Below are 23,557 nucleotides of genomic sequence, written 5' to 3' on the forward strand. Positions count from 1 at the left end.
TTCAGTTGATTCGCGAGTTTTCCGCTAGTTCAGCCTGCGGAGCAGCGGCCCGCTGTCGAGCACCTCTTGCGCGGCCGACTTCGAAGCCGCCGAGGAGTCGAGCCTGGTCTCGCCGACCGGATCGAACTTCGTCTCGTTCCAGTAGACGATCGCCTTGAGCGCCGGACGTTTGGCCAGACCTTCGTCGATCGTGCGGAGCATGTCCGGCTTCGACTTGCCGAACAACGTCTGCTCGTTGATACCGAACTCGCCCAGCATGATCGGCTTCCCCGGGTGCTTGGTGGTCGCCCAGGTGTAGAAGCCCGGCCAGTTCGGGTTGGTCCAGGTGTCCGTGCGGTTGACCGCGGTGCCGAAGTCGGTCCACCAGTTCTCGTGATCACCGAAGATGTACGGGTCCTCCGCGATCCAGTCGACCACGTCGTCACCGGGGTACAGGTCGTTGAACCAGGACTGCGAGCCCCAGTGCGGCGTACCCATGTAGTTCATCACGAACACCGCGTTCGTCACGCCCTTGGCCTTCAGCCGCAGCGCCACGTGCCGGTACATCGCCGCATAGTCCTTGGCCGTGTACCCCGAACCGGCGGCCGGCCTGACCTCTTCCTCCGGCTCGTGGTGGATCCCGAGGAAGAACTTCTCCGGGAACGTCGACTTCAGGTACTCCGCCTCGGCGTCGATCGCGGCGTCCACCGTCGGGTCACCGGCGGCGACCTGGGCCCAGGTGCGGCCCATCTCCGGCTTCCAGTTCAGCAGCAGGATCCGCTTCTTGCCTGGTTCCCGGGCCCGCTTGATCATGTCCGCGGTCGGGAACAGCTTCGGGCTCGAGTTGTAGTAGTGCGCGATGTCGACCGTCCGGCCGATCGTGCTCTCGAATGTCGGCAGCGCCTGATCCCAGGACTCGGTGCCGAGCGGATTCGCCGCGGCACCGAACCAGGCACCACAGGACGGCACCAGCTTGGCCGAAACCGTGCAGCCGGTCGTCGGAGGTGACGTCGTCGTGGTCGGCGTCGGCGTCGGCGTGGTGGTCGTCGGCGTTGCCGTCGGCTTGGGCGTTGTCGTGGTGGGCGTCGCCGTCGGCTTGGGCGTTGCCGTCGTCGGGGCCGAGGTCGGGGCCGACGTGGGCATCGACGGCACCGGGCCGGTCGAGCCCTCGGGGACATAGCTGATCTCGAGCTTCGACTGCTTCAGCCCGGACTCGCGCGAACCGAACACGGTGCCGCCGCGCCCGATCGGCTGCGTCAGCGCCAGATTCAGTACGCCGGCCTCGGTGATGCCCTTCGAGACGTCGATCCGCAGCTGCGCCGACTTGCCGTCGTCGTCCACGGTCACGAACGGTGTACCCGGCTTCGGAGCGGTCGAATAGGTGACGGCCTCGGTCCAGGTCGCCGGCGCGTTCGCCACCGCGATCTTGGCCGGGTTGCTGGTGGTCAGCCGGGTCAGTACCAGCGTCGCCTTGCGGTCGAAGCCGTCCGCCACTGGGGGCACGGTGTAGCGGATGAGGCTGGTCGACTCGTTCATCTTCGCGACCAGCCGGGTGGACCAGCCGTGCTTTTGATAAGGCGACTTGGTGGACACGTACGCGTCGGCCGTGGCCGTGAGGCTGACCGGGGCCGGGACGCTGTCCGAGCTCAACGCCGCGACGCCGAGTCCGGCGGTGGTGAGGAGGAGCGAGACCCCGGCCGCGATCGGGATCAGCATCCTGCGGCTCGCTTTGGCGGCCGGTTCGTTCAGTACGTCGGAGGGAACGGCAGCACGGTGTCGCGCATGCCTACGGGAGAATGCATCCCGCATGGGGGGCAGTCCTTCCTGCACGCCTGTGAGGTTAGCTGTCGGGCTCGGATCGGAAGTGTTACCCGGCCGCGGGGGGTTGCGGCTTCGCCCCAAGGGCCGGCGGAAGTAACCCGTCGGCCCGCGGTACCTGTGGTTTCCCCACTTCCGCCCTCTGGTGCGTGGGTGGTAGTTGATCACCGGCCCGGAGGGCGGAACTCGGCGTTGCGAGCCGGTGAGTCTGGCGACAAGGACCCCGGTCGCCCCCAGGCCGACCAAGTCCGCGTGAGCTTACGCAGGTCCGTCCTGGGGTCTCAAGGTGTCTCGCCGCGCCCTTAACCATCACGCACAGCGACAGCCGGACGGAGAGTTACATAACAGCTGGATAACAGCCGAAAAGGTCACGCTCCGTCGACGAAACGCGAGTACCGGACGCGTCGGGGCATCATTCGATCTGCGTCCGACGTCACACTCTTTACGTACGCCGGTCGACGCTCAAACGCTTGAATCCGTAGGGTTTGCGGCGTTCCTCACGACTTCGCGAGCCGCCGCCGGGCGTGCCGGGCGGCCAGATCGTCGATGATCCGGCCGGCCGTGGTCACCGCGGTGGCCACTTGCAGGCTGTCACGAAGGTTCTCCTCGGGCGAGACCTGATGGGCCGCCGGATCCCGCAGTGCGGCCGTCAGGGCGGCCTCGAACGCGGCCTGCTCCTCGCAGAGGGTGATCAGGCCGAGTGCGCCCATCCGGCGGGAGAACTCCTGCTGGTGCTGGTCGATGTGCTCGCCCAGCAGCGGGTCCCGGGGCACCACGATCGGCTTGTGTCCCTGCCGCCGTACCTCGAGCATCGTCGCCGGGCCGCCGTGGCTCACCACGGCGGTCGCGTCGCGCATGAGCTGCTGGAGCTCGGTCCAGCCGATGATGCCGACCCCCTCGGCCCGCCGGGGCGCGGCCGTGGTGCCGAGCTGGACCAGGGCCTGCAGCCACTCGTTCCCAGGCTGTTCCAGGTAGGTGTCCAGCCAGCCGACCAGCCGCCCGAACCGATGGTGGTCGGTGCCGAGGATTACCAGGATGTCTAAGTTGCTCACAGCAACCTCCCGACCACTGTGGACCCGTCGTACAGGGCCTGTTGTTCTTCCCACTGGACGAGCATCCGGCTGGTGAACGGGCGGCACAGCCGGGCCGTCAGCGGCGCGTGGTCGATCCGGTCGAACACCTCGATGTAGACCGTCGGGATCCGGGCCAGTTTGGCCAGCACGAAGAACGGCAGCGCGACGCCGGCTCCGGTCGTCACCACCACGTCCGGCCGTTCCCTGACCATCACCCGGACCGCCAGAGCTGAGTTGCGGATCAGGTTCTTGATGCTGCGGGTGGTCGGCGAGTAGGCGTAGACCGTGCGCTGGCCGGCCAGCAGCGACTTGCCGTCCTCGGTCGGGAACGTCACCCAGCAGACGTCGCGGTTCGACCACCACGGCTTCAGGGAGATGAGCTGGGCCAGATGGCCGCCACTGGAGCAGACCATCAGGACCCGGATCGACGCGGCCAGGTCGTCGTCGAGCTGCTCTGCCTCGATCGTGGTCATCTCGCCTCGTTCACCATGCCGGCGCCGACCGTGCGGTTGGTCGACTCGTCGATCAGGACGAACCCGCCGGTGTACCGGTTGCGCTTGTACTCGTCGCAGAGCAACGGCTGGGTGGTCCGCAGCCGGACCCTGCCGATGTCGTTCAGGCCCAGGTGATCGGCCGCCAGGTCGCGGTGCAGCGAGTTGACGTCCAGCCGGTACTGCAGGTCCTTCACCATCGCCCGGGCCGACCGGGTGGTGTGCTTGATGGCGAATCGCTGCCCGGGCCGCATCGGTACGTCGTCCATCCAGCAGACCATCGCGTCGACGTCCTGGGTGACGGCCGGCGTGTTGTGCACCCGGCAGATCATGTCGCCGCGGGACACGTCGATCTCGTCGGTCAGCCGGATCGTCACCGACATCATCGGGAACGCCTCCTCGACCGGGCCGTCGGCGGTCTCGATCGACGCGATCGTGGTGCTGAATCCCGACGGCAGCACCATCACCTCGTCACCGGCCCGGAGCACCCCACCGGCCACCTGCCCGGCGTACCCGCGATAGTCGCGGTACTTGTCGGACTGCGGCCGGATCACGTACTGCACCGGGAACCGGACGTCGATCAGGTTCCGGTCGCTGGCCACGTGCACGTTCTCCAGGTGGTGCAGCAGACTCGGTCCCTCGTACCAGCTCATCGCGGCCGACCTGGTGACGATGTTGTCGCCGATCAGCGCCGACACCGGGATCACGGTCAGGTCGCCGATGTCCAGCTTGGCCGCGAACTCGGTGAACTCGGCCCGGATCCGCTCGAAGACGTCCTCGGCGTACCCGACCAGGTCCATCTTGTTGACGCACAGCACCAGGTGCGGAACGTGCAACAGAGTGGCCAGGAACGCGTGCCGCCGGCTCTGCTCGAGCAGGCCCTTGCGAGCGTCCACCAGGATCAGCGCGAGGTCGGCCGTGGACGCGCCGGTGACCATGTTCCGGGTGTACTGGATGTGCCCCGGGGTGTCCGCGACGATGAACTTTCGCCGCGGGGTCGCGAAGTACCGGTAGGCCACGTCGATCGTGATGCCCTGTTCGCGTTCGGCCCGCAGTCCGTCGGTCAGCAGGGCCAGGTTCACGTAGTCGTCGCCGCGATCCCGGCTGGCCCGCTCGACCGATTCGATCTGGTCGGTGAACACCGACTTGGTGTCGTACAGCAGCCGGCCGATCAAAGTGCTCTTGCCGTCGTCGACGGATCCGGCCGTCGCCAGTCTGAGGAGGTCCACGATCAGAAGTACCCTTCCCGCTTGCGATCTTCCATCGCGGCCTCACTGAACTTGTCGTCGCCGCGGGTCGCGCCGCGCTCGGTGATCCGGGTGCTGGCCACCTCCGCGATGACCTTGTCGACGGTGTCCGCGTCCGACAGCACGGCCGCCGTCAACGACGCGTCGCCGACGGTCCGGTACCTGACCTTCGCGGTGAACGTCTCCTCGCCGCCACGCGGCCGGCAGAATTCGTTTGCCGCGAACAACATTCCGTTCCGCTCGAAGACGACCCGCTCGTGGGCGTAGTAGATGCACGGCAGTTCGAGCCGCTCCTGGGCGATGTACTGCCAGATGTCGAGCTCGGTCCAGTTCGACAGCGGGAACACCCGGATGCTCTCGCCCAGGTGGATCCGGCCGTTGTACAGGTTCCACAGCTCCGGCCGCTGGTTCTTCGGATCCCACTGACCGAACTCGTCCCGGAACGAGAACACCCGCTCCTTCGCCCGCGCCTTGTCCTCGTCCCGCCGGGCCCCACCGAACACCGCGGAGAACTGGTGCTTCTCCAGCGCCTCCAGCAACACCGGCGTCTGGATCCGGTTCCGCGTGCCGTCGGGCGGCGCCTGGACGAACCCACGGTCCAGCGCCTCCTGCACACTCGCCACCACCAGCTGTACGCCGAGCTCGCCGACCCGCTTGTCCCGGAACGCCAGTACCTCGGGGAAGTTGTGCCCGGTGTCGACGTGCATCACCGGGAACGGGATCCGAGCCGGGTGAAACGCCTTCTGGGCAAGGCGAAGCATCACGATCGAGTCCTTGCCGCCGGAGAACAGCAGCACCGGCCGTTCGAACTCGGCCGCCACCTCGCGGATGATGTGGATCGCCTCGGACTCCAGCGTCTGCAACTGGGTCAACTGATACGTGCGGCTCACGAGGCCCTCACCTCCGGAAACTCCAGGCCGGCGATTGCCGACAGCAACTCCTCGGCGATCTCCGGCCGGCAGATCAACAGATCCGGCAACTTGGGATCGGGCCGGTTGTAGCGCAGCGGCGACCCGTCGATCCGGCTGCAGTGCACCCCGGCCGCACGGGCCACGGCGACGGGTGCCGCCGAGTCCCACTCGTACTGACCACCCGCGTGGACGTAGGCGTCGACCTCGCCCCGCAGTACTGCGGTCGCTTTGACCCCCGCCGAACCCATCGGCACGAGTTCCGCGTCGATCCGGCCCGCGAGCGCATGCACCAGGGCCGGTGGACGGGTCCGGCTGACAGCGATACGTGTTGGACCGACAAGGCGAGGTGGTAAGGATCCCGACTGGTTGGTGTCGTGTACGAGCTGGATGGCCGGCAACGCGACCGCTCCGGCGGCCAGGTCACCGTCCTCCCACAGAGCGACGTGCACGGCCCAATCCAGCCGCGGGAGCTCGCCGTACTCGCGGGTGCCGTCCAGCGGATCGATGATCCACACCCGCCGGGCGGAGAGTCGTGCCGGGCTGTCGGCGGACTCCTCGCTCAGCACAGCGTCGTTGGGTCGGCGAGCCCGCAGGCCGTCGATCAGGAGCTCGTTCGCGAGCCGGTCACCGCGCGCGCCAAGATCGCGTCCGGTCTCCCCACCCGTCCGCAGTTCGAGCAACAGCTCCCCCGCCGCGGCCGCCAATTCCGCGGCGAGTTCGCCGTCTTCTCTGTTCCCCATCCAGTTCCCCCACCTCGAGCATGAGCTCAGTAAGCCCCCGAGCCCTTCAGGACCGCTCGCGCGGTCTTCCACAAAATCAGCAGGTCCAGCGTCATCGACCAGTTGTCGACGTAGCGCAGATCGAGCAGCACCGACTCGTCCCAGGACAGGTCGCTGCGCCCGCTCACCTGCCACAACCCGGTCAGCCCCGGTTTGACCAACATCCGCCGGGTGTCGTCGGCGGCGTACCGCTCCACCTCGCTCTCGAGCGGCGGCCGCGGTCCGACCAGCGACATCTCGCCGCGGAGTACGTTGATCAGCTGCGGCAGTTCGTCGAGCGAGTAGCGGCGCAGGAAGCCACCGACCTTGGTCACCCGTGGGTCGGCCCGGAGCTTGAAGAGCACGGCGTTGCCGTCACTGTGGCCGGACAGCTCGGCCAGCCTGGCCTCCGCGTCGACACACATCGTGCGGAACTTCAGCATCGTGAACGCGGTGTTGCCACGCCCCACCCTGCGCTGGGTGAACAGCACCGGCCCGCGGCTGGTGAGGCCGACCGCGAGACCGATGCCGATCAGCAGTGGTGCCGCGAGGAGCAGCAGGACGAGTGCCACCACGCGGTCGAAGACGTTCTTCAGCAGATGCGGTCCGGCGCTGGCCGACGGCCGCTCCAGGTGCAGCAACGAGAGCCCGGCGACCGGACGGACCGAGATCCGCGGACCGGCGACCTCGATGATGCCGGGCGAGACGATCAACTCGACCCCGCACTGTTCCAGCGCCCAGGACAACCGGCGCAACGACTGCCCGGTGAGCTCGGGATCAGACGCGACCGCGACGACGTCGGCCGAGTGCCGGTTCACCGCCGCCATGATGTCGGCCTCGTCCAGCAGGTCCCCTGGCAGCCCGATACCTCGGGTCTCGCCGCGTGGACGGCAGACGGCCACGACCCGGAAGCCGTCTGCGGGCCGCTTCTCCAAGCGCTCGCGCAAGGTCGCCGCCTCGCCGTTCCGGCCGACCACCAGGACGCGACGCATACAGCGGCCGCGGTACCGATGCCGGCTCAGGTCACGGCGAAGGAAGTAGCGCAGCAGCAACGCCAGCAGGACGGTCACCGGGATGGCCAGTACGACAAAACCGCGGGCGATCTCGCTCTTGGTCGCGTACGACGCGATCGCCACCAGGGCAGTCAAGGCGACCCCGGACCGCAGGATCGAGCGGAACTCCTCGGCACCGGCCCCGAAGGACCGGGTTTCGTAGCCGCGGGCCAGTGCCACGGAGGCCACCCATGCGATCGGCAGCAGACAGCCGAAAATCAGGTAACCGGCGCCGACCTGGTAGCCGAACCTGGTCAGCAGCGCCACCGACACCCCGACGACGGCAGCCAGCAGGTCGCCACCTATCGCGGCCCAGCGGTAGACCGCCACCCATGGCGGCTCCGTCGCCCGCGACGGGCGCGGCACGATGGCCGGCACCGTCTGCGGCACGACCCAAACGGGTCGCCTCCGATCCGGCGCGTTGTCCCCCACGACGGCATGATCCGTCACCCTCAGTCACCCCCCGGTGAACGCTGCACCAACTCTCCCCCGGTGCAGTTTGCCCCATGTTCGCCACCTCGTCGGCAGCAGTTCAGCTGAGGGTACTACGAGTGACCCGCTCGGCATAGGCGTAACTGCGCGTTGATCAGGTCAAGCTTTTGAACCAGAAAAGGCCGGAAGGGCCGACCCTCACGGGTCGGCCCTTCCGGATGAGCTCTTCAGTTACGGTGCGTGATCAGGGGTCGGCGATCAGCGCACTCTCGTTCGAACCACTCGCCTGGTCGTCAGCCCGCGATCAGGCCGTCGCCGCTGATCAGCTCGCGCATCTCGGCGAGGCTGCTGTCACCCGGCGGCAGGATCGCGTCGGAGTCGTGCAGGTCGTCGTCCGGAACCCGCTCGCCGCCGCGGACGAACGCCAGCAGCGCGGCGAACGCGGCACGGAAGCCTTCCTCGTCACCGGCCGAGACGGCCTTCTCGAGGTCGGTGTCGACCGCATTCAGCTGGTCCACCTTCTCGTCGGCCAGCCGCCACTGACCTTCACCCATGATCCGAACGATCATCGAACATCTCCGTCCTGCGGTCGGGCCGGCTGAGCCTCCGGCGTGGCCTGTTGGGCGGGTTGCTGCACCGGCGCGGCGGCCGGGGCGTCGTTGGCAATCTCCTTGGGCGCACTACCGCCGGACAGCTGGGCCTTCATCGCGGCCAGCTCACCCTCCACGTCGGAGTTGGACGACATCCGCTCCAGCTCGAGGGTGATGCTGTCCTTGCTGCTGCCGGAGGCGTCGTCGAGCGCGCCGGAGGCGAGCAGCTCGTCGATCGCGCCGGCCCGGGCCTGCATCTGCTGGGTCTTGTCCTCGGCCCGCTGCACCGCCAGACCGACGTCGCTCATCTCCTCGGAGATGCCGGAGAACGCCTCGTTGATCCGGGTCTGCGCCTCGGCCGCGGTGTAGGTGGCCTTGATCGTCTCCTTGCGGGTCCGGAACGACTCCACCTTCGCCTGCAGCCGCTGCGAGGCGAGAGTGAGCTTCTCCTCCTCACCCTGGAGCTGGGCGTGCTGGGTCTGCAGGTCGTCGATCTGGCCCTGCAGCCCGGACTTGCGGGTCAGCGCCTCCCGGGCGAGGTCCTCGCGGCCCATCGAGAGCGCCTTCTGGGCCTGGTCCTGCAGCTTCTGCGACTGGGACTGCAGCTGAGAGGCCTGCAGCTCCACCCGCTTCCGGCTGGTGGCCACATCGGCCACACCACGGCGCACCTTCTGCAACAGCTCGAGTTGCTTCTGGTACGAGTAGTCAAGGGTTTCGCGAGGATCCTCGGCCTTGTCCAGGGCGGAGTTCGCCTTGGCCTTGAAGATCGTCGACATCCGCCTGAAGATGCTCATCGATATCCATACCCCTTCTGAGCCGGCGAGTGGAACCGGCGTGCGTGCCAACCACCCTATGTCCCCATGGGTCACCACACCATCGGGACCGGCCCCGATAAAGTGGTGCAAAGGTCCGGGGACCACCCCGAGCAACCAGTGCAGCCCGAATGAGGTTCAGTCCCCGTGTTCCGTCGTACCAAGTCTGAATCATCGCCCGACGCCACTCAAACGACCCCCCAGCCCAAGGAGGGCGGCAAGGGACGGCCGACGCCCACCCGGCGGGAGGCCGAGGCGGCCCGGAAGGCCGCCCTGAAGAAGCCGCGCAACCGCAAGGAGGCCTCCGCCTACCGGCGGGAGAAGGTCCGGGCCGAGCGGGCCAAGATGCAGGAGGCGATGAAGACCGGCGACGACCGCTACCTGCCCGCCGCCGACAAGGGCCCGCTGCGCCGGTTCGCCCGCGACTACGTGGACGCCCGCTGGTCGGTGATGGAGTTCGCGCTGCCGGTGCTGCTGGTCATCTCGCTGCTCGGCGTCGTGTTCTCCAGCGTCTTCACCTGGCTGCCCGGCGTGGTCAACCTGCTCTTCCTGGCCATGATCGCCGCGATCGCGCTGGACTGGATCCTCCTCACCAGCAGCCTGAAGCGCGCCGTCACCGCCAAGTTCCCGAAGGAATCCGCCAAGGGCCTCGGCTTCTACGCCGTCCGCCGCACCATGCAGATGCGCCGCTGGCGGCTCCCCAAGCCGATGGTCAAACGCGGCGAGAAGCCCAGCTGACGCACACTCCGTACGCCGCCACCCGCTGTCGGAGCCAGGAAGTAGGGTCGGGGCATGGACTTTCGGTATCTCGGAAACAGTGGGTTGAAGATCAGCGAGATCTCCTACGGGAACTGGCTGACGCACGGATCGCAGGTGGAGAACGAGCAGGCGAAGGCCTGTGTCCGGGCGGCGCTGGACGCCGGGATCACCACGTTCGACACCGCCGACGTGTACGCGAACACCAAGGCGGAGACGGTACTCGGCGAGGCGCTCGAGGGTGAGCGGCGGGAGTCGCTGGAGATCCTCACCAAGGTCTACTGGCCGACCGGGCCGGGCGGACCGAACGACGTGGGCCTGTCCCGCAAGCACATCCACGAGTCGATCAACGGGTCGCTGCGGCGGCTGAAGACCGACTACGTGGACGTCTACCAAGCGCACCGGTTCGACACGGAGACGCCGCTGGAAGAGACGATGGAGGCCTTCGCCGACGTCGTCCGGTCCGGCAAGGCGCTCTACATCGGGGTCTCGGAGTGGACGGCCGAGCAGCTGCGGGAGGGACACCGGCTGGCCCGTGAACTGCGGATCCCGTTCGTCTCCAACCAGCCGCAGTACAGCATGCTCTGGCGGGTGATCGAGGCCGAGGTGGTGCCGGCTTCGGAGGAGCTCGGCATCGGCCAGGTGGTGTTCTCGCCGATCGCGCAGGGTGTGCTGACCGGGAAGTACCTGCCGGGCCAGCAGCCGCCGGAGGGCTCCCGGGCGACCGACGCGAACGGCTCGAACTTCGTCAAGCGGTTCCTCACCGACGACGTACTGACCCGGGTGCAGGAGCTGAAGCCGCTCGCGGACGAGGCCGGTCTCTCGCTGGCCCAGCTCGCCGTCGCCTGGGTGCTGCAGAACCCGAACGTCTCCTCCGCGATCATCGGCGCCTCCCGGCCCGAGCAGGTCGCCGAGAACGTCAAGGCGTCCGGGGTGAAGCTCGAGGAGGCACTGCTGAAGCGGATCGACGAGACGCTCGGCAGCATCGTCGAGAGCGACCCGGCCAAGACCGTACAGAACTCGCCGCAGACCCGGCCGGGCTCATGAGCTGGACCTGGCGGTTCGAGACCGCTGCCGGCGAGCCGGCCGACCCGGGTGAGGTCGGCGGTTCGGACTTCTCCGCCCAGGGCGACGCGGAGAGCTGGCTGGGCGAGGTCTGGCGCGATCTGGCCGAACAGGGCGTCGCCCAGGTCTACCTCCTCGAAGACGGCCGCGAGGTCTACGGCCCGATGAGCCTCGCCGCCCAGGAGTAGTCATCGAGCCTGTACTGCGAGCTGCGCCCCGCCGCGCGCTCGCAGTACAGGCTCGGCGGTAGGATGCGGGCGAACCACTCCTGCGTCGCAGGGAAGCCGGTCCGAAGCCGGCGCTGACCCGCAACCGTAGGCCACCTCAGGTGGCGAGCCGGAACACTGTGACGCAGGCAGACAGGCTCAGCTACCCGCCGTGGTCCGCGGGTGGAGCCCCACCCTGCCGCTGCAGGCGGGACCTCCTCCACCGGGCCCGGCCCGATCGAGGACACGAGATGACTGCACACCGGACCGTACGACTGGTCCTCAGCCTGCTGGCGGGTCTCCTGCTGGCTGGGACCGTCACCACCACCGCCCAGGCCGAGGACGGCTACCGTTTCTGGGGCTATTACCAATGGACCAACGGACAGTGGGCCTTCGCCCAGAAGGGCGCCGAAGGGGTGACTCCGGCCGACGGCTCCGTCGAGGGCTGGCGGTACGCCGTCGGCGGCGCGAAGCCCCGGGTACCGCGCGCTGCCGGTGACTTCGCCGCGATCTGCGGGGCGACGCCGGCCGAGTCCGGCAAGAAGCGGGTCGCCCTGGTGATCGACGCCGGTACGCCGGCCGACTCCGCCTCGGGTGAGACGCCGCCCGCGGCCTCCGGGACGTGTGTGGTCACCGACCCGAAGGCGACCGGCGCGAAGATCCTCTCCGCCGTCCAGCCGGTCCGGATCGAGAAGGGCCTGACCTGCGGTATCGGCGGCTACCCGGGCAAGGGATGCGGCGACCCGGTCAAGAACATCCAGGTGCCCGCGACGGACACGCCGGTGACGCTGGAGATCGGTGCGGCGGTGGGCGCGGCGACCACGCCGACCCCGACCGCAGTACCGACCAACGGCAGCAGCGCTCCAGCTGAGCAGGAGGAAGACGCTCCATGGGGCGGCATCGTCGGCTTCGTAGCGCTCGTGGTCCTGCTTGCCGGCGGCACGTACTTCGTCAGCCGCCGTCGCCGCGCGAGTCAGCAGAGTTAGGTGCGAGCGGTCCACCACCTGAACCTCCCCCGGGCACTCCACCCGGGGGCCTGGTGGTTGTGGGCGCTCGGCCTGGCCGTGGCCGCGAGCAGGACCCGCAACCCCGTCCTGCTCATCCTGATCCTGGCAGTGGCCGGCTTTGTTGTCTCCACACGGCGCAGTGACGACCCCTGGGCCAACAGCTTCGTCGCGTTCCTCAAACTCGGCCTGGTTGTGATCGGCATCCGAGTGGTGCTGCAGGCTCTGCTGTCGACGCGCTCGCAAGGCAACACAGTGCTGTTCACCCTGCCGCAGATCCCGTTGCCCGACTGGGCCAGCGGTGTGAAGCTGGGCGGCGAAGTGACCGCCGAGGCCTTGGTCACCGCCCTGTACGACGGGGGCCAGCTCGCCGTGATGCTGTGTTGTATCGGTGCCGCCAACGCGCTGGCCAGTCCGCGCAGGCTGCTCAAGTCGTTGCCGGGAGCCCTCTACGAGATGGGTGTGGCCTGCGTGGTCGCGTTGACCTTCGCACCGCAACTGGTCACCGACGCTCGCCGGATCCGGGCCGCGCGGCGACTGCGCGGCCGTACTCGCGGATCCTTCCGGACCACCGCAATGCCTGTCCTGGAAGGCGCGCTCGACCGGTCGGTGGAGTTGGCTGCGGCGATGGACTCCCGCGGTTACGGCCGTACTGCGCACGTGCCGCGCCGCCAACGCCGGATCACCAGTGCCGCCGTACTGCTCGGTCTCCTCGGCATCATGCTCGGCGTCTACTCGTTGCTCACCGACGCGATGGCGGTCCCGGTGGCCGCGACGGCCCTCCTGGTCGGCGTACTGCTCGCCACTGGTGCGATGGCGATCGGTCGTCAGCGGGTGACCCGTTCGCGCTACCGGCCCGATCCGTGGGCGCTGCCCGAGTGGTTGGTGGTGGCGTCCGGTGCGGCGGCCGCGGCGACGATGATCGCTGCTGCGGCTGCTGGTGTGGACGGTCTGGTTCTCGCCGGACCGCTGGTCGTTCCACCCGTTCCGGTGCTGCCTGTGGTCGGTCTGCTGCTCGGGTTGGCGCCCGCCGTTGCCGCCCCTCCCCTGGTACGACGGCGTGAGCTGGTGCCCGCATGATCGAGTTCGACCGGGTGACAGTGACGTACGACGGGGCGGAGCAGCCCGCGTTGCGTGATGTCAGCTTCACCGTTCCAGAGGGCGAACTGGCGTTGGTGATCGGCCGCACCGGTTCCGGCAAGTCCACTCTGCTCCGCGCGATCAACGGTCTCGTCCCGCACTTCACCGGCGGCACCCTGGCCGGCCGCGTGCTGGTCAACGGCCGCGACACCCAGGCCTACCGCCCCCGCGACCTGGCCGATGTGGTCGGCATCGTCGGGCAGGACCCGATGGCCGGTTTCGTCACCGACACGGTCGAGGACGAGCTGGCGTACAGCATGGAGTCGCTCGGTGTCGCGCCCGACGTGATGCGCCGCCGGGTCGAGGAAACCCTTGATCTACTGGGGTTGGCCGACGTACGGGATCGGGCTCTGACGTCCTTGTCGGGCGGACAGCGGCAGCGAACCGCGATCGGGGCTGCCCTGACGTCCCACCCCGCCGTACTGGTGCTGGACGAGCCCACATCGGCCCTGGATCCACAGGCAGCCGAGGAGGTCCTGGCTGCCCTGCAACGACTCGTGCATGACCTGGGCGTCACCGTCGTTATGGCCGAACACCGGCTCGAACGGGTCATCCAGTACGCCGACCGGGTGATCGAAGTACCCGGTGGTACTGCTGTCGTGTCCACTGGTCTCCCGGCCGACCTGATGGTGACAGCGCCCGTCGCACCGCCAGTGGTGGAGCTCGGGCGGCTCGCTGGTTGGTCCCCGCTGCCCCTGTCGGTGCGGGACGCCCGGCGTGCGGCCGGAGTACTGCGGGACCGGTTGGGCGACTCCGGCCCGATCCGTCCGGTCCCCGTCGTCGGCAGTGAGCTTGCCCGGTGCAACGATCTCATCGCCGGCTACGGGACCATCACTGCATTGCGCGGTGTGTCCCTGACCATCAACTCGGGCGAAGTGGTCGCGCTGATGGGCCGCAACGGCGCCGGCAAGTCCACACTGCTGAACGCCCTCGTGGGACTCGTGCAGCCCCGCTCCGGCACCCTGACGGCGGCCGGCGTGGACCCGCGTCGTACGAAGCCCAAACGGTTGGTGAAAGCGGTCGGCCTGGTACCGCAGGAACCTGCGGACCTCCTATACGCCGCCACGGTCGCGGAGGAGTGTGCTGCGGCCGACTCGGACTTCCGGGTGCGTGCGGGTCGTTGCCGCTCACTACTGGATCGGCTGGCGCCCGACATCGACGACCAGTTGCACCCGCGCGACCTGTCTGAGGGACAACGTCTCTGCTTGGCCCTGGCCGTCGTACTATGCGGCGCTCCCCCGCTGCTGTTGCTGGACGAACCGACCCGTGGGCTGGACTACGGGGCCAAACGCCGCCTGGTCGAGATCCTGCGCGAACTCGCCGCCGAGGGCCATGCCGTCATCCTGTCCACCCATGACGTGGAGATGGTCGCCGAGGTCGCCACCCGGGTACTGGTGCTGGCCGATGGCGAACTGGTGAGCGACGGCGAGACCGCGGCCGTCATCGCCGGCTCCCCCGCGTTCGCGCCGCAAGTGGCGAAGATCCTGGCCCCGCTGCCCTTCCTGACCGTCGGAGAAGTCGCGACCGCGCTGGAACGGGCATCTTGACGTCCTCCCCGCCCTGAGGGACGGGGATTCCAACCACTACCCGGAGGCAGCGAGTTGAGGTTCACGCTTCGACGAGACCCGTGGTGGCGTCTCTCGGCGCGCGCTGACGGCCCGTCCGGCCGCGATATTCACTGCCGCGTTCACGTCCGCGTTCGCCCGGTGTCCGCAGGCTACGCACCAGAACACCGCTTGGTTCTCGCGGCTTCCCGGTGCGCAGTGCCCACAGACGCTACAGGTCTGCGACGTGTACGCAGGATTCACTTTCTCGACCCGGCCGGGCGCCTTGTGCTCCAGGCGCTGGACGAGCAGCCCCCAGCCGTTGGCCAGGATGCCCCGGTTGAGCCCGGCTTTGGCGCGGCGACGGTTCGGCAGGTACCTCCCTGGTCGTTCGGGGTCGGGTTTCGGCTTGGGTCGCCGGGTCAGCGGCGCGACCCGCAGGTCCTCCACGCGGATGACATCGAACCGGCGGGCGAGGTCGGTGCTGGTCTTCTCCACCCAGTCCTTGCGCCGGTCGCCGGCCCGGGCGTACAGCTTCGCGATCGCGACCTGCACCCGGCCGCGGCGCTTGGAGCCGCGACGGCAGCGGGCAAGGCGACGTTGCAGCTGCTTGAGCCGTGCCTGCTCACGGTCCGACAGCCCAGGACAAGACAGGAGTTCTCCGGTGGACAGGGCGGCCGAGACGGTCACGCCGCGATCCACCCCGACCAACTCCCCCGTCCCCGGTGCGGGGATCGGCTCCGGGATCGCGGCGAACGCGAGGTACCAGCGACCCATCCGGTCGCAGGTCACGCGGTACGACTTCGCGTCGGGAATGGCACGGGACAGCCGGAACCGCACCCAGCCGACCTTCGGCACCAGCACCCGCGCCCACTTCCGGCTCAGCTTCTCAACACGGGCCGCCTGGGAACCGTCGATCCGGAATCCCTCGTGCCGCCCGGCCTTGCGCCAGGTCGGCCGCCGGTGGGTCCCGGCGTGGAAGTTCTTGACCGCCTGGTCGAAGTCTCGCAGCGCCTGCTGCTGCACGGTCTGCGACCCGGCCCGCAACCACTCGAACGCGGCTCGCGCCTCGGTCAACTGCCGGCACTGCTCAGCAAAGCCCGGCGTCGCGCCCTTGTCGCGGGTCCACATCGCCCACTGCTCAAGCGCCAGATTCCACAGATACCGGGCGTCCCGACACAGTTCCAGCAACGCAGCCTGCTGCGCAGGACTCGGGTACATCCGGAACCGGGACATACCGCTGATCCAATCAGTTGGGACCGACAGTCCCCAAGCTCCGAAGGGAGGCAGTCGCGGTTCCTCCCCGCCCTTAAGGACGGGACTTCCCCGCGACAGCTCAGGTGAGACTCGTCCGGCTCAAGCCCCGCAGTACTGCGACCCTGTTGCTGGCGTCGCTGGTCGGCATCCTCGCCTTCGGTTGGCCGTTGTTATGGCAGACGGACCAGGTCGGGGAGTCGGCGATCGGGCACACCACGGACGCGCCCTGGTTGTTCGTGTTGTTGCTGCCGTTGCTGGTGGCCGTCGTACTGGCCGAGCTGGCCGAGGCGGGGATCGACGCGAAGGTGATCTCGCTGCTCGGCATGCTCGCCGCGGTCGGTGCTGCTCTGCGTGCACTCGGGCCCGGTACGGCGGGGCTCGAACCGGGGTTCTTCCTGCTGATCCTGGCGGGGCGGGCGTTCGGGGCCGGGTTCGGGTTCGTGCTGGGGGCCGTGTCGTTGCTGGCAGGGGCGATGATCAGCGGTGGGGTCGGGCCGTGGATGCCGTTCCAGATGTTCGCCTGTGCGTGGGTCGGGTGCCTGGCCGGGCTGTTGCCGCGAGTGGGTGGGCGGCTGGAGATCCTGTTACTGGCGGCGTATTCGATGGTGGCGGGCGTGCTGTACGGGTTGGTGATGAACCTGTGGTTCTGGCCGTATGCGACGTTCGGCAGCGACTTCTCGTTCATCCCGGGCGACTCGCTGGCGGAGAACCTGCATCGGTATTTCCTGTTCGTGGTGGCAACGTCCCTGGGGTGGGACATTCCGCGCGGAGTGCTGTGCGCCGTACTGGTGCTGGGGTTGGGCCGGCCGATTCTGAACGCGTTCCGGCGGACCGCGCGGAAGGCGGCGTTCGACGTACCGGTGGTGTTCGAGTCCGGGAGGACTGATGGCTGAGTTGGTGACCGGTCCGGACGGCGCTGTCGTCGACGGTGTGCTTCGGCTCGGACGTGACGGGACCGTGGGGGTTGAGGGCTACGAGGTCTCCACTGTGCGGACCCCACACGGACTCCGGTACGACGTACGCACGCCCGATGGGTCTTCGTTGTCGTGGACCACGCCCGTTGAGTCGCAGCGGACCCTGATACTTGGTGGGGCCCGATCCGGCAAGTCCACCGAGGCGGAGCGCCTACTCGCCGACCACCCGGACACCCTGTACGTCGCGACCGGTGGGGACGGATCGGCCGATCCTGAGTGGGCTGCGCGGATCGCCATGCACCGTGCGCGTCGTCCGTCGACGTGGGGGCTGGCCGAGACGATCGACCTGGTGCCGCTGCTCGACTCCCCTGGTCCGCCTCTGCTGGTGGACTGCCTGACCCTCTGGCTGGCCCGCACGATGGACGCCTGCGACGTCTGGGCGTCACCCGACCGGGTGGTCGAGGTCGAAGCCGAGATCGCCGCCCTCGCCGCCGCGTGGTCCCGGACCCCCCGCCTGGTGGTTGCCGTCAGCAACGAGGTCGGCGCGGGCGTAGTACCCGCCGATCCCGGCACCCGCCTCTACCGAGACCTGATGGGCCGCGTGAACACCACCATCGCCCACCACTCCACCACCGTCCTCTGGTGCATCGCCGGCCGAACGGTTCCCCTCTGATGCTTGACGGGTTGAAGTTGGCGTTGGGGACGCTGACGGTTCTCCCGGCGCCGATGCCGTCCAAGGTCGACCGGCGGATCGCGGGGCGGGCGATGGTGTTCGCGCCTGGGATCGGGCTGCTGCTTGGCGGATTCGCGGCGTTGGTCGTGGCCGGTGTTCAAGCGTTGAAGCCGGAGGCGGATCTGCTGGCGGCTGTGCTCGGGGTGCTGGTACTGGTGGTGTTGTCGGGCGCACTGCATCTCGACGGGCTGGCCGACTTCGCCGATGCGCTCGGCAGCCGGCGGGATCGCGAGACCATGTTGCGGATCATGAAGCAGAGCGACATCGGCCCGTTCGGCGTCGTCGCGATCGTCACCGTTCTGCTGATCGACGTCGCCGCGCTCACCACTTGCATCACCGCAGGCTTCGGCTGGCAGTCCATCCTCATCGCGACCACCGCCAGCCGCCTCACCCTCCCCTGGTCCTGCCGCACCACCATCCCAACCGCCCGCCCCGACGGCCTGGGCGCACTCGTAGCCTCCACGGTCCCCCTGCGCGCCGCCGCCCTAACCACCATCACAACCCTCGCCGCCACCCTCCTCCTCACCTGGCTCACCACCCCCTCCACCAACCACCCCGCCTCCAGCACCACCCCGCCCACCCCGCTAGCCACCCCAACCACCGCCCTCGCCTCCGCCCCGACCACCCTCATCGCCACCACAGCCGCCGTCCTGATCGCCGTCGCCACCGCACTCGCCGTAACCCACCGCGCCCGCAAAACCCTGAACGGAATCACCGGCGACGTCCTAGGCGCCACAGTCGAACTAGCCCTCCCCACCACCCTCCTGACCCTCGCCCTAACCACCTGACCCGCCGCCGCAATCTCAGAGGCCAACCTTCGAACTGAATGGTTGCCCCCTCGAAATCTGAGTGGGTAACCATCCATCTCCGAGGTCAACCTCCGAGATGCGGGCCTCGGCGAGTGGGTTTCACGTCGGCGCGGCGTCGCGGGGTGATTGCGCTTCACGTCCGCGCGGATACGCGTAGTACAGGGGGCTGCCGACCAAAGCGGGTCTGGTGCTGGTGGGGTGGCTGGTGCACTAGTGTCGCCGGTGACGTCCTGGCGGGCAGGACTACGCGTAGCGGCGAGGGCACATGGCGATCAGGTTCGGATTCGGCGCGACCGGCGAGGCAGCGGCTCCCACCGCACTGGCCTCTGGATCCGTTATCTTTATGTAATGAACGCAACCCGCCCAGCACCGGGCTCACAGGCTTCGTTGCGCGAAGCCAACCGTGAGCGTGTCCTGCGGGTTGTCCGGCAGCACGGCCCGCTCACCCAGGTCGAGATCGCCGCCGCCTCCGGACTCTCCGCGGCCACCGTGTCGAACATGGTGAAGGAGCTCGACACCGCCGGCATGGTCGGCCTCTCCCGCAGCATCCGCAACGGCCGCCGCGCCGTCCTGGTGTCACTGGCCTCCGGCGGCGGACTGCTCGCCGGAGTCGCGTTCGGCGAGCGCGACGTCCGGGTCGCGATCGCGTCGGAGAGCCGCGAGATCCTCGCCCAGCAACTGATGCCGCTGCAGGCGGACCACGTCGCCGACGACGGCATGGAGCGCGCCGCCCGACTGCTCGCCGACCTCGCCGAGACCGTCGGCCGCGGCGTCGAGGACATCGGCGCGATCGGCTTCGGCCTGCCCGCGCCGGTCGACTCCGTCAGCGGCGAAGCGGGTTCGGACGCGGTGCTCCCCGGCTGGCGTGGTGTCAACGTCGCGGACGCGATGTCGGCCCACCTCAACGCTCCCGTCGTCCTCGACAACACCGCGAACCTCGCCGCCCTCGGCGAACTACGAGCCGGCGCGCTGCGCGGCGTACAGCACGGGTGCTACATCAAGTTCTCGTACGGCGTGGGCGCGGGCATCGTGCTCGGCGGCGAAGTGTTCCGCGGCTCAGCCGGTACGGCGGGCGAGATCGGCCACCTCACCATCGACGAGAACGGCCCGATCTGCCGTTGCGGCAACCGTGGCTGCCTCGACACGTTCGTCGGCTCGCGCGCGATCCTCAACTCCCTGGCCGCCTCGCACGGACCACTGCGGCTCCGGGACGTCGTCACCCGGGCCGTGGCCGGTGACCTCGGCTGCCGCCGGGTGATCGAGGACGCGGGCCGCCGGGTCGGTGTCGCGGTGGCCGGACTGGTGAATCTCTTCAATCCCGAGGTCATCGTGGTCGGCGGCAAGATGGCCGAGGCGGGCGACCTGGTGCTGGTCCCGCTGCGCGAGGCGCTCGACCGGTGCGCGATCCCGAGCGCGGCCGCGACCGTCGAGTTACGGCCGGCTGAACTCGGCGACGATGCGGATGTGATCGGCGCCATTCAGGTGGCCTCCGAGCTCAGCCACCAGCGCGCGACCGCCGGGAGGACCACCGGGCAGGCGACTCCCGTGTAACACCAATATGTCTATTTCTTGAATTCAAGTCTTGACGTCAAGATCAAGGCGAGCTTGACTCTGCTCAGGCCTACTCGGGCCCTCACGTCAAGGAGCACAGATGTCCGTCTCTACATCCCGCATCGTCGGCGTCGGTATCGCCGTCTCGGCCCTTGCCCTGTCCCTCGCCGCCTGCGGATCGGACGAACCGGCTGCGGGCAGCAGCTCCGGCGCCAAGAAGGTCGCCCTGCTGCTCCCCGAGTCCAAGACCACCCGGTACGAGGCGCTGGACCGGCCGCTGTTCACCGACGCGCTCAAGACGGCCTGCGCCGACTGCGAGCTGATCTACAGCAACGCCGACCAGGACGCCGCCAAGCAACAGCAGCAGGCCGAGGCCGCGCTGACCCAGGGCGCGAACGTGCTGGTGCTCGACCCGGTCGACGGCAAGGCCGCCGCCGCGGTGGTCGCCTCCGCCAAGAGCCAGAACGTGCCGGTGATCGCCTACGACCGCTTCATCGAGGGCGCCGACTACTACGTCTCGTTCGAGAACGAGGCGGTCGGCAAGCTGCAGGCCCAGACCCTGGTCGACACGCTGAAGTCGGGCGGCAAGACGTCCGGCAACATCGCCATGATCAACGGCGCGCCGACCGACCCGAACGCGGCCGACTTCAAGAAGGGCGCGCACAGCGTGCTCGACGCCAGCGGCTACAAGGTCGCCGCCGAGTTCGACACCCCGGACTGGAGCCCGGACAAGGCGCAGGCCTGGATGGAGGGCCAGCTGAGCGCGATCAAGAACGGCCTGGTCGGCGTGTACGCCGCGAACGACGGCACCGCGGGCGGCGCGATCGCGGCCCTCAAGGGCGGCGGCGTGACCCCGTTGCCGCCGGTCACCGGCCAGGACTCCGAGCTGGCCGCGATCCAGCGGATCATCGCCGGTGACCAGGCGATGACCATCTACAAGGCCGTGAAGCCGCAGGCCGAGGCCGCCGCCAAGGGCGCGGTCGCGCTGGCGAACGGCAACAAGCCCGAGTCGACCACCGACAAGCAGGGCGTCCCGTCGACGATTCTCGACCCGGTCGCCGTCACCAAGGCCAACATCAACGACACTGTGGTGAAGGACGGGATCTACAAGGTGTCCGACATCTGCACCGCGTCTTTCGCGGCCGCCTGCGCAACCGCCGGCCTCAAGTAAGCCCGCCTCGGCGGCACCCCCGGCTTGAGGAGGCCGGGGGTGCCGCCGCAGCGACGGCGTGACCGAAAGCCCCAGGAGGCTGAATCGATGACTGTCACTCCCGCTCCCGTGACGACCAGCACCGTGCTGGAACTGCGGGGCGTCTCCAAGCGCTTCGGCGCGGTCCAGGCGCTGAAGAACATCGACCTGGACGTGCGCGCTGGTGAAGTGCTCGCCCTGGTCGGCGACAACGGCGCCGGCAAGTCGACGCTGGTGAAGACCATCGCCGGGGTCTACACCGCCGACGACGGGACCATGGTGTTCGACGGGCGGGAGGTCCGGGTCGGCAGTCCGGCCGAGGCCCAGCACCTCGGCATCGCCACGGTCTTCCAGGACCTGGCCCTGTGCGACAACCTCGACGTGGTCGCGAACCTGTACCTCGGCCGCGAACTGCGCACCGGCCGGGTCCTCGACGAGGTCGAGATGGAGCGCTCGTCCTGGGAACTGCTCCGGCAGCTGTCGGCGAAGATCCCGTCGGTACGGATCCCGGTGGCCAGCCTGTCCGGCGGCCAGCGGCAGACGGTCGCGATCGCCCGCAGCCTGCTCGGTCAGCCGAAGGTGGTGATGCTCGACGAGCCGACCGCCGCGCTCGGCGTGGCCCAGACCGCCGAGGTGCTCAACCTGGTCGAGCGACTCCGCGAGCGCGGTCTCGCCGTCATCCTGATCAGTCACAACATGGCCGACGTGATGGCAGTCGCCGACCGGGTCGCCGTACTCCGCCTCGGCCGCAACAACGGGGTCTTCACGGTCAGCGACACCAGGACGCAGGACATCATCGCCGCGATCACCGGCGCCACCGACAACGCGGTCTCCGAACGCGCGGCGCGTCGTACCCAGCAGGAAGGTTCCGCATCATGACCATCGACGATTCCGGGGTCAGAGTGCAGGACAGCACCGTGCCGGGCAACGGCAACAACAACAGCAGCACGGCGGCGGAGCTGCCGGCCGACCTGCAGGACGAGCGGCTGATCGCCAGCCACGGGTTCAGCGGCGCGGTCGAAGCGTTCACCGCCCGGCTCCGGTCCGGCGACCTGGGCTCGGTCCCGGTCGTGGTCGGGCTGATCATCATCTGGGCGGTCTTCCAGATCGCCAACAGCTCGTTCCTGTCCAGCCGCAACCTGGTCAACCTGACCCTGCAGACCACCTCGGTCGGAGTCATTGCCATCGGCATCGTCCTGGTCCTGCTGCTGGGCGAGATCGACCTGTCGGTCGGCTCGGTCAGCGGGCTGTCGGCCGCGGTGCTCGGCGTCACCTTCGTCAACCAGGGCTGGCCGCTCGCCCTGTCGCTCATCGCCGGCGTCCTGCTCGGCCTGGTGATCGGGTTGTTCTACGGCGCGCTGTACACCCGGTTCGGCGTACCGAGCTTCGTCATCACGCTGGCCGGTCTGCTCGGTTTCCTCGGTCTGCAGCTGCTGGTCCTGGGCAAGGAGGGTTCGCTCAACCTGCCGTTCGACTCCGCGCTCGTCGGATTCGCCACCCGCAGCTTCCTCTCCCCCGCGCTGGCCTACGGGCTGGTCGCGGTGGTCGTCGCAGTGTACCTCCTCAGCCGGCTGCGCAGTCGAGGCGCCCGTGCAGCCGCCGGGCTGTCGGCCGCGCCGACGTCGATCATCGCGATCAAGGCCGGCGCCCTCGCCGTGATCCTGCTGGTTCCGGTGCTGGTGCTGAACGGGGACCGTGGCGTCTCCTCGATGTTCCTGTTGTTCGTCGGAATGGTGGTGGCCACCGACTTCGCCATCCGGCGGACCCGGTGGGGCCGCTCGGTGGTCGCGGTCGGCGGCAACGTCGAGGCCGCCCGGCGCGCCGGTATCAACGTGCGGATGATCTACCTGACCGTGTTCGCGGCCTGCTCGACCTTCGCCGCCGTCGGCGGTCTGCTGGCCGCCGCCCGGCTGGTCGCGGTGAACCAGAGCAGCGGTGGCGCGGACACCAACCTGAACGCGATCGCCGCCGCCGTGATCGGTGGCACCAGCCTGTTCGGCGGCCGCGGATCGGCGTACTCCGCACTGCTCGGCGCACTGGTGATCATGTCGATCTCCAACGGCCTGGCCCTGCTCAGCCTCGACTCGTCGGTCCGCTTCATGGTGACCGCCGGCGTCCTGCTGATCGCCGTCACCATCGACTCGCTCAGCCGCCGCAGCCGGCAGGCACACGGAAGGGCGTAACTCGAAGACCCGGTGGGCTCCCGTCTCGACCCCTGCATCGGCG

The 23,557-nt window shown here is 68.8% G+C and carries 23 protein-coding genes and 1 riboswitch; of the genes, 13 read left to right on the top strand and 10 right to left on the bottom strand.

Going from position 1 to position 23,557, the window contains the following annotated elements:
- Nucleotides 1–24: 24 nt before the first annotated feature.
- The 9 genes from EV643_RS31320 to EV643_RS31360 all read right to left on the bottom strand — a co-directional run bounded on the left by EV643_RS31320 (nt 25) and on the right by EV643_RS31360 (nt 9,145).
- A complete protein-coding gene (locus EV643_RS31320; protein WP_133803783.1) occupies nt 25–1,788 on the bottom strand; it encodes a CBM96 family carbohydrate-binding protein in 1,764 nt (587 codons plus the stop codon).
- Nucleotides 1,789–1,794: 6 nt separating this feature from the next.
- A riboswitch (cyclic di-AMP (ydaO/yuaA leader) is annotated at nt 1,795–1,963 on the bottom strand.
- A gap of 331 nt (nt 1,964–2,294) precedes the next feature.
- Nucleotides 2,295–2,849, bottom strand: a complete 555-nt coding sequence (locus tag EV643_RS31325; protein WP_133803784.1) for a glycosyltransferase — start codon at nt 2,847–2,849, stop codon at nt 2,295–2,297.
- Entirely contained in the window at nt 2,846–3,343 is a 498-nt protein-coding gene (gene pssD, locus EV643_RS31330; protein ID WP_133803785.1) for a PssD/Cps14F family polysaccharide biosynthesis glycosyltransferase, read from the bottom strand. The genes EV643_RS31325 and pssD overlap by 4 nt, the downstream gene beginning before the upstream one ends.
- Nucleotides 3,340–4,590: a sulfate adenylyltransferase subunit CysN gene (cysN, locus tag EV643_RS31335; RefSeq protein WP_238165920.1), complete on the bottom strand. Its 1,251-nt coding sequence runs from the start codon at nt 4,588–4,590 to the stop codon at nt 3,340–3,342. Before cysN ends, pssD begins: the two co-directional genes overlap by 4 nt.
- A 2-nt stretch (nt 4,591–4,592) precedes the next feature.
- Nucleotides 4,593–5,498, bottom strand: coding sequence for a sulfate adenylyltransferase subunit CysD (cysD, locus tag EV643_RS31340; protein WP_133803787.1), 906 nt, complete (start codon nt 5,496–5,498; stop codon nt 4,593–4,595).
- Nucleotides 5,495–6,259, bottom strand: a complete 765-nt coding sequence (locus EV643_RS31345; RefSeq protein WP_133803788.1) for a 3'(2'),5'-bisphosphate nucleotidase CysQ — start codon at nt 6,257–6,259, stop codon at nt 5,495–5,497. The genes cysD and EV643_RS31345 overlap by 4 nt, the downstream gene beginning before the upstream one ends.
- Before the next feature lie 26 nt (nt 6,260–6,285).
- Nucleotides 6,286–7,779, bottom strand: coding sequence for a sugar transferase (locus EV643_RS31350; RefSeq protein WP_238165921.1), 1,494 nt, complete (start codon nt 7,777–7,779; stop codon nt 6,286–6,288).
- Nucleotides 7,780–8,054: 275 nt separating this feature from the next.
- On the bottom strand, nt 8,055–8,330 hold the full coding sequence (gene pspAA / locus EV643_RS31355; protein WP_133803790.1) for a PspA-associated protein PspAA: 276 nt from the start codon (nt 8,328–8,330) through the stop codon (nt 8,055–8,057).
- On the bottom strand, nt 8,327–9,145 hold the full coding sequence (locus tag EV643_RS31360) for a PspA/IM30 family protein (RefSeq protein WP_133803791.1): 819 nt from the start codon (nt 9,143–9,145) through the stop codon (nt 8,327–8,329). Before EV643_RS31360 ends, pspAA begins: the two co-directional genes overlap by 4 nt.
- Before the next feature lie 165 nt (nt 9,146–9,310).
- Here EV643_RS31360 and EV643_RS31365 point away from each other — a divergent pair, with 165 nt between their 5' ends.
- The 6 genes from EV643_RS31365 (at nt 9,311) to EV643_RS31390 (ending at nt 14,881) form a co-directional block, all read left to right on the top strand.
- The gene (locus tag EV643_RS31365) at nt 9,311–9,901 is read left to right on the top strand and encodes a DUF3043 domain-containing protein (protein ID WP_133803792.1); all 591 of its coding nucleotides are present in this window, start codon (nt 9,311–9,313) and stop codon (nt 9,899–9,901) included.
- A gap of 54 nt (nt 9,902–9,955) precedes the next feature.
- Nucleotides 9,956–10,966: an aldo/keto reductase family protein gene (locus tag EV643_RS31370; RefSeq protein WP_133803793.1), complete on the top strand. Its 1,011-nt coding sequence runs from the start codon at nt 9,956–9,958 to the stop codon at nt 10,964–10,966.
- Nucleotides 10,963–11,172, top strand: coding sequence for a hypothetical protein (locus EV643_RS31375; protein WP_133803794.1), 210 nt, complete (start codon nt 10,963–10,965; stop codon nt 11,170–11,172). The genes EV643_RS31370 and EV643_RS31375 overlap by 4 nt, the downstream gene beginning before the upstream one ends.
- Before the next feature lie 269 nt (nt 11,173–11,441).
- On the top strand, nt 11,442–12,176 hold the full coding sequence (locus EV643_RS31380) for an SCO2322 family protein (RefSeq protein WP_133803795.1): 735 nt from the start codon (nt 11,442–11,444) through the stop codon (nt 12,174–12,176).
- Complete coding sequence (locus EV643_RS31385) at nt 12,177–13,274, top strand: energy-coupling factor transporter transmembrane component T (protein WP_133803796.1); 1,098 nt, start codon at nt 12,177–12,179, stop codon at nt 13,272–13,274.
- Nucleotides 13,271–14,881, top strand: a complete 1,611-nt coding sequence (locus EV643_RS31390; protein ID WP_133803797.1) for an ABC transporter ATP-binding protein — start codon at nt 13,271–13,273, stop codon at nt 14,879–14,881. Before EV643_RS31385 ends, EV643_RS31390 begins: the two co-directional genes overlap by 4 nt.
- Before the next feature lie 36 nt (nt 14,882–14,917).
- On the opposite strand, the gene EV643_RS31395 is transcribed toward EV643_RS31390, so the two are convergent.
- A complete protein-coding gene (locus tag EV643_RS31395; RefSeq protein ID WP_133803798.1) occupies nt 14,918–16,114 on the bottom strand; it encodes an RNA-guided endonuclease InsQ/TnpB family protein in 1,197 nt (398 codons plus the stop codon).
- Between the two features lie 104 nt (nt 16,115–16,218).
- Between EV643_RS31395 and EV643_RS31400 the strand changes: the two genes are divergently transcribed.
- The 7 genes from EV643_RS31400 to EV643_RS31430 all read left to right on the top strand — a co-directional run bounded on the left by EV643_RS31400 (nt 16,219) and on the right by EV643_RS31430 (nt 23,514).
- The gene (locus EV643_RS31400; protein ID WP_133803799.1) at nt 16,219–17,028 is read left to right on the top strand and encodes an ECF transporter S component family protein; all 810 of its coding nucleotides are present in this window, start codon (nt 16,219–16,221) and stop codon (nt 17,026–17,028) included.
- Entirely contained in the window at nt 17,021–17,722 is a 702-nt protein-coding gene (locus EV643_RS31405; protein ID WP_133803800.1) for a bifunctional adenosylcobinamide kinase/adenosylcobinamide-phosphate guanylyltransferase, read from the top strand. The genes EV643_RS31400 and EV643_RS31405 overlap by 8 nt, the downstream gene beginning before the upstream one ends.
- On the top strand, nt 17,722–18,570 hold the full coding sequence (locus EV643_RS31410; RefSeq protein WP_133803801.1) for an adenosylcobinamide-GDP ribazoletransferase: 849 nt from the start codon (nt 17,722–17,724) through the stop codon (nt 18,568–18,570). The genes EV643_RS31405 and EV643_RS31410 overlap by 1 nt, the downstream gene beginning before the upstream one ends.
- A 369-nt stretch (nt 18,571–18,939) precedes the next feature.
- Nucleotides 18,940–20,142, top strand: a complete 1,203-nt coding sequence (locus EV643_RS31415; RefSeq protein WP_133803802.1) for an ROK family transcriptional regulator — start codon at nt 18,940–18,942, stop codon at nt 20,140–20,142.
- A 100-nt stretch (nt 20,143–20,242) separates the two neighbouring features.
- Nucleotides 20,243–21,313 carry a substrate-binding domain-containing protein gene (locus tag EV643_RS31420; protein ID WP_133803803.1) on the top strand — a complete coding sequence of 357 codons (1,071 nt, stop codon included), beginning with the start codon at nt 20,243–20,245 and terminating at the stop codon, nt 21,311–21,313.
- An 87-nt stretch (nt 21,314–21,400) separates the two neighbouring features.
- On the top strand, nt 21,401–22,210 hold the full coding sequence (locus tag EV643_RS31425) for an ATP-binding cassette domain-containing protein (protein ID WP_202869841.1): 810 nt from the start codon (nt 21,401–21,403) through the stop codon (nt 22,208–22,210).
- Nucleotides 22,207–23,514 carry a sugar ABC transporter permease gene (locus EV643_RS31430; RefSeq protein WP_133803804.1) on the top strand — a complete coding sequence of 436 codons (1,308 nt, stop codon included), beginning with the start codon at nt 22,207–22,209 and terminating at the stop codon, nt 23,512–23,514. The genes EV643_RS31425 and EV643_RS31430 overlap by 4 nt, the downstream gene beginning before the upstream one ends.
- The last annotated feature ends 43 nt before the right edge of the window (nt 23,515–23,557 follow it).

This window comes from Kribbella caucasensis, from assembly GCF_004361855.1.
GTDB lineage: Bacteria > Actinomycetota > Actinomycetes > Propionibacteriales > Kribbellaceae > Kribbella > Kribbella caucasensis.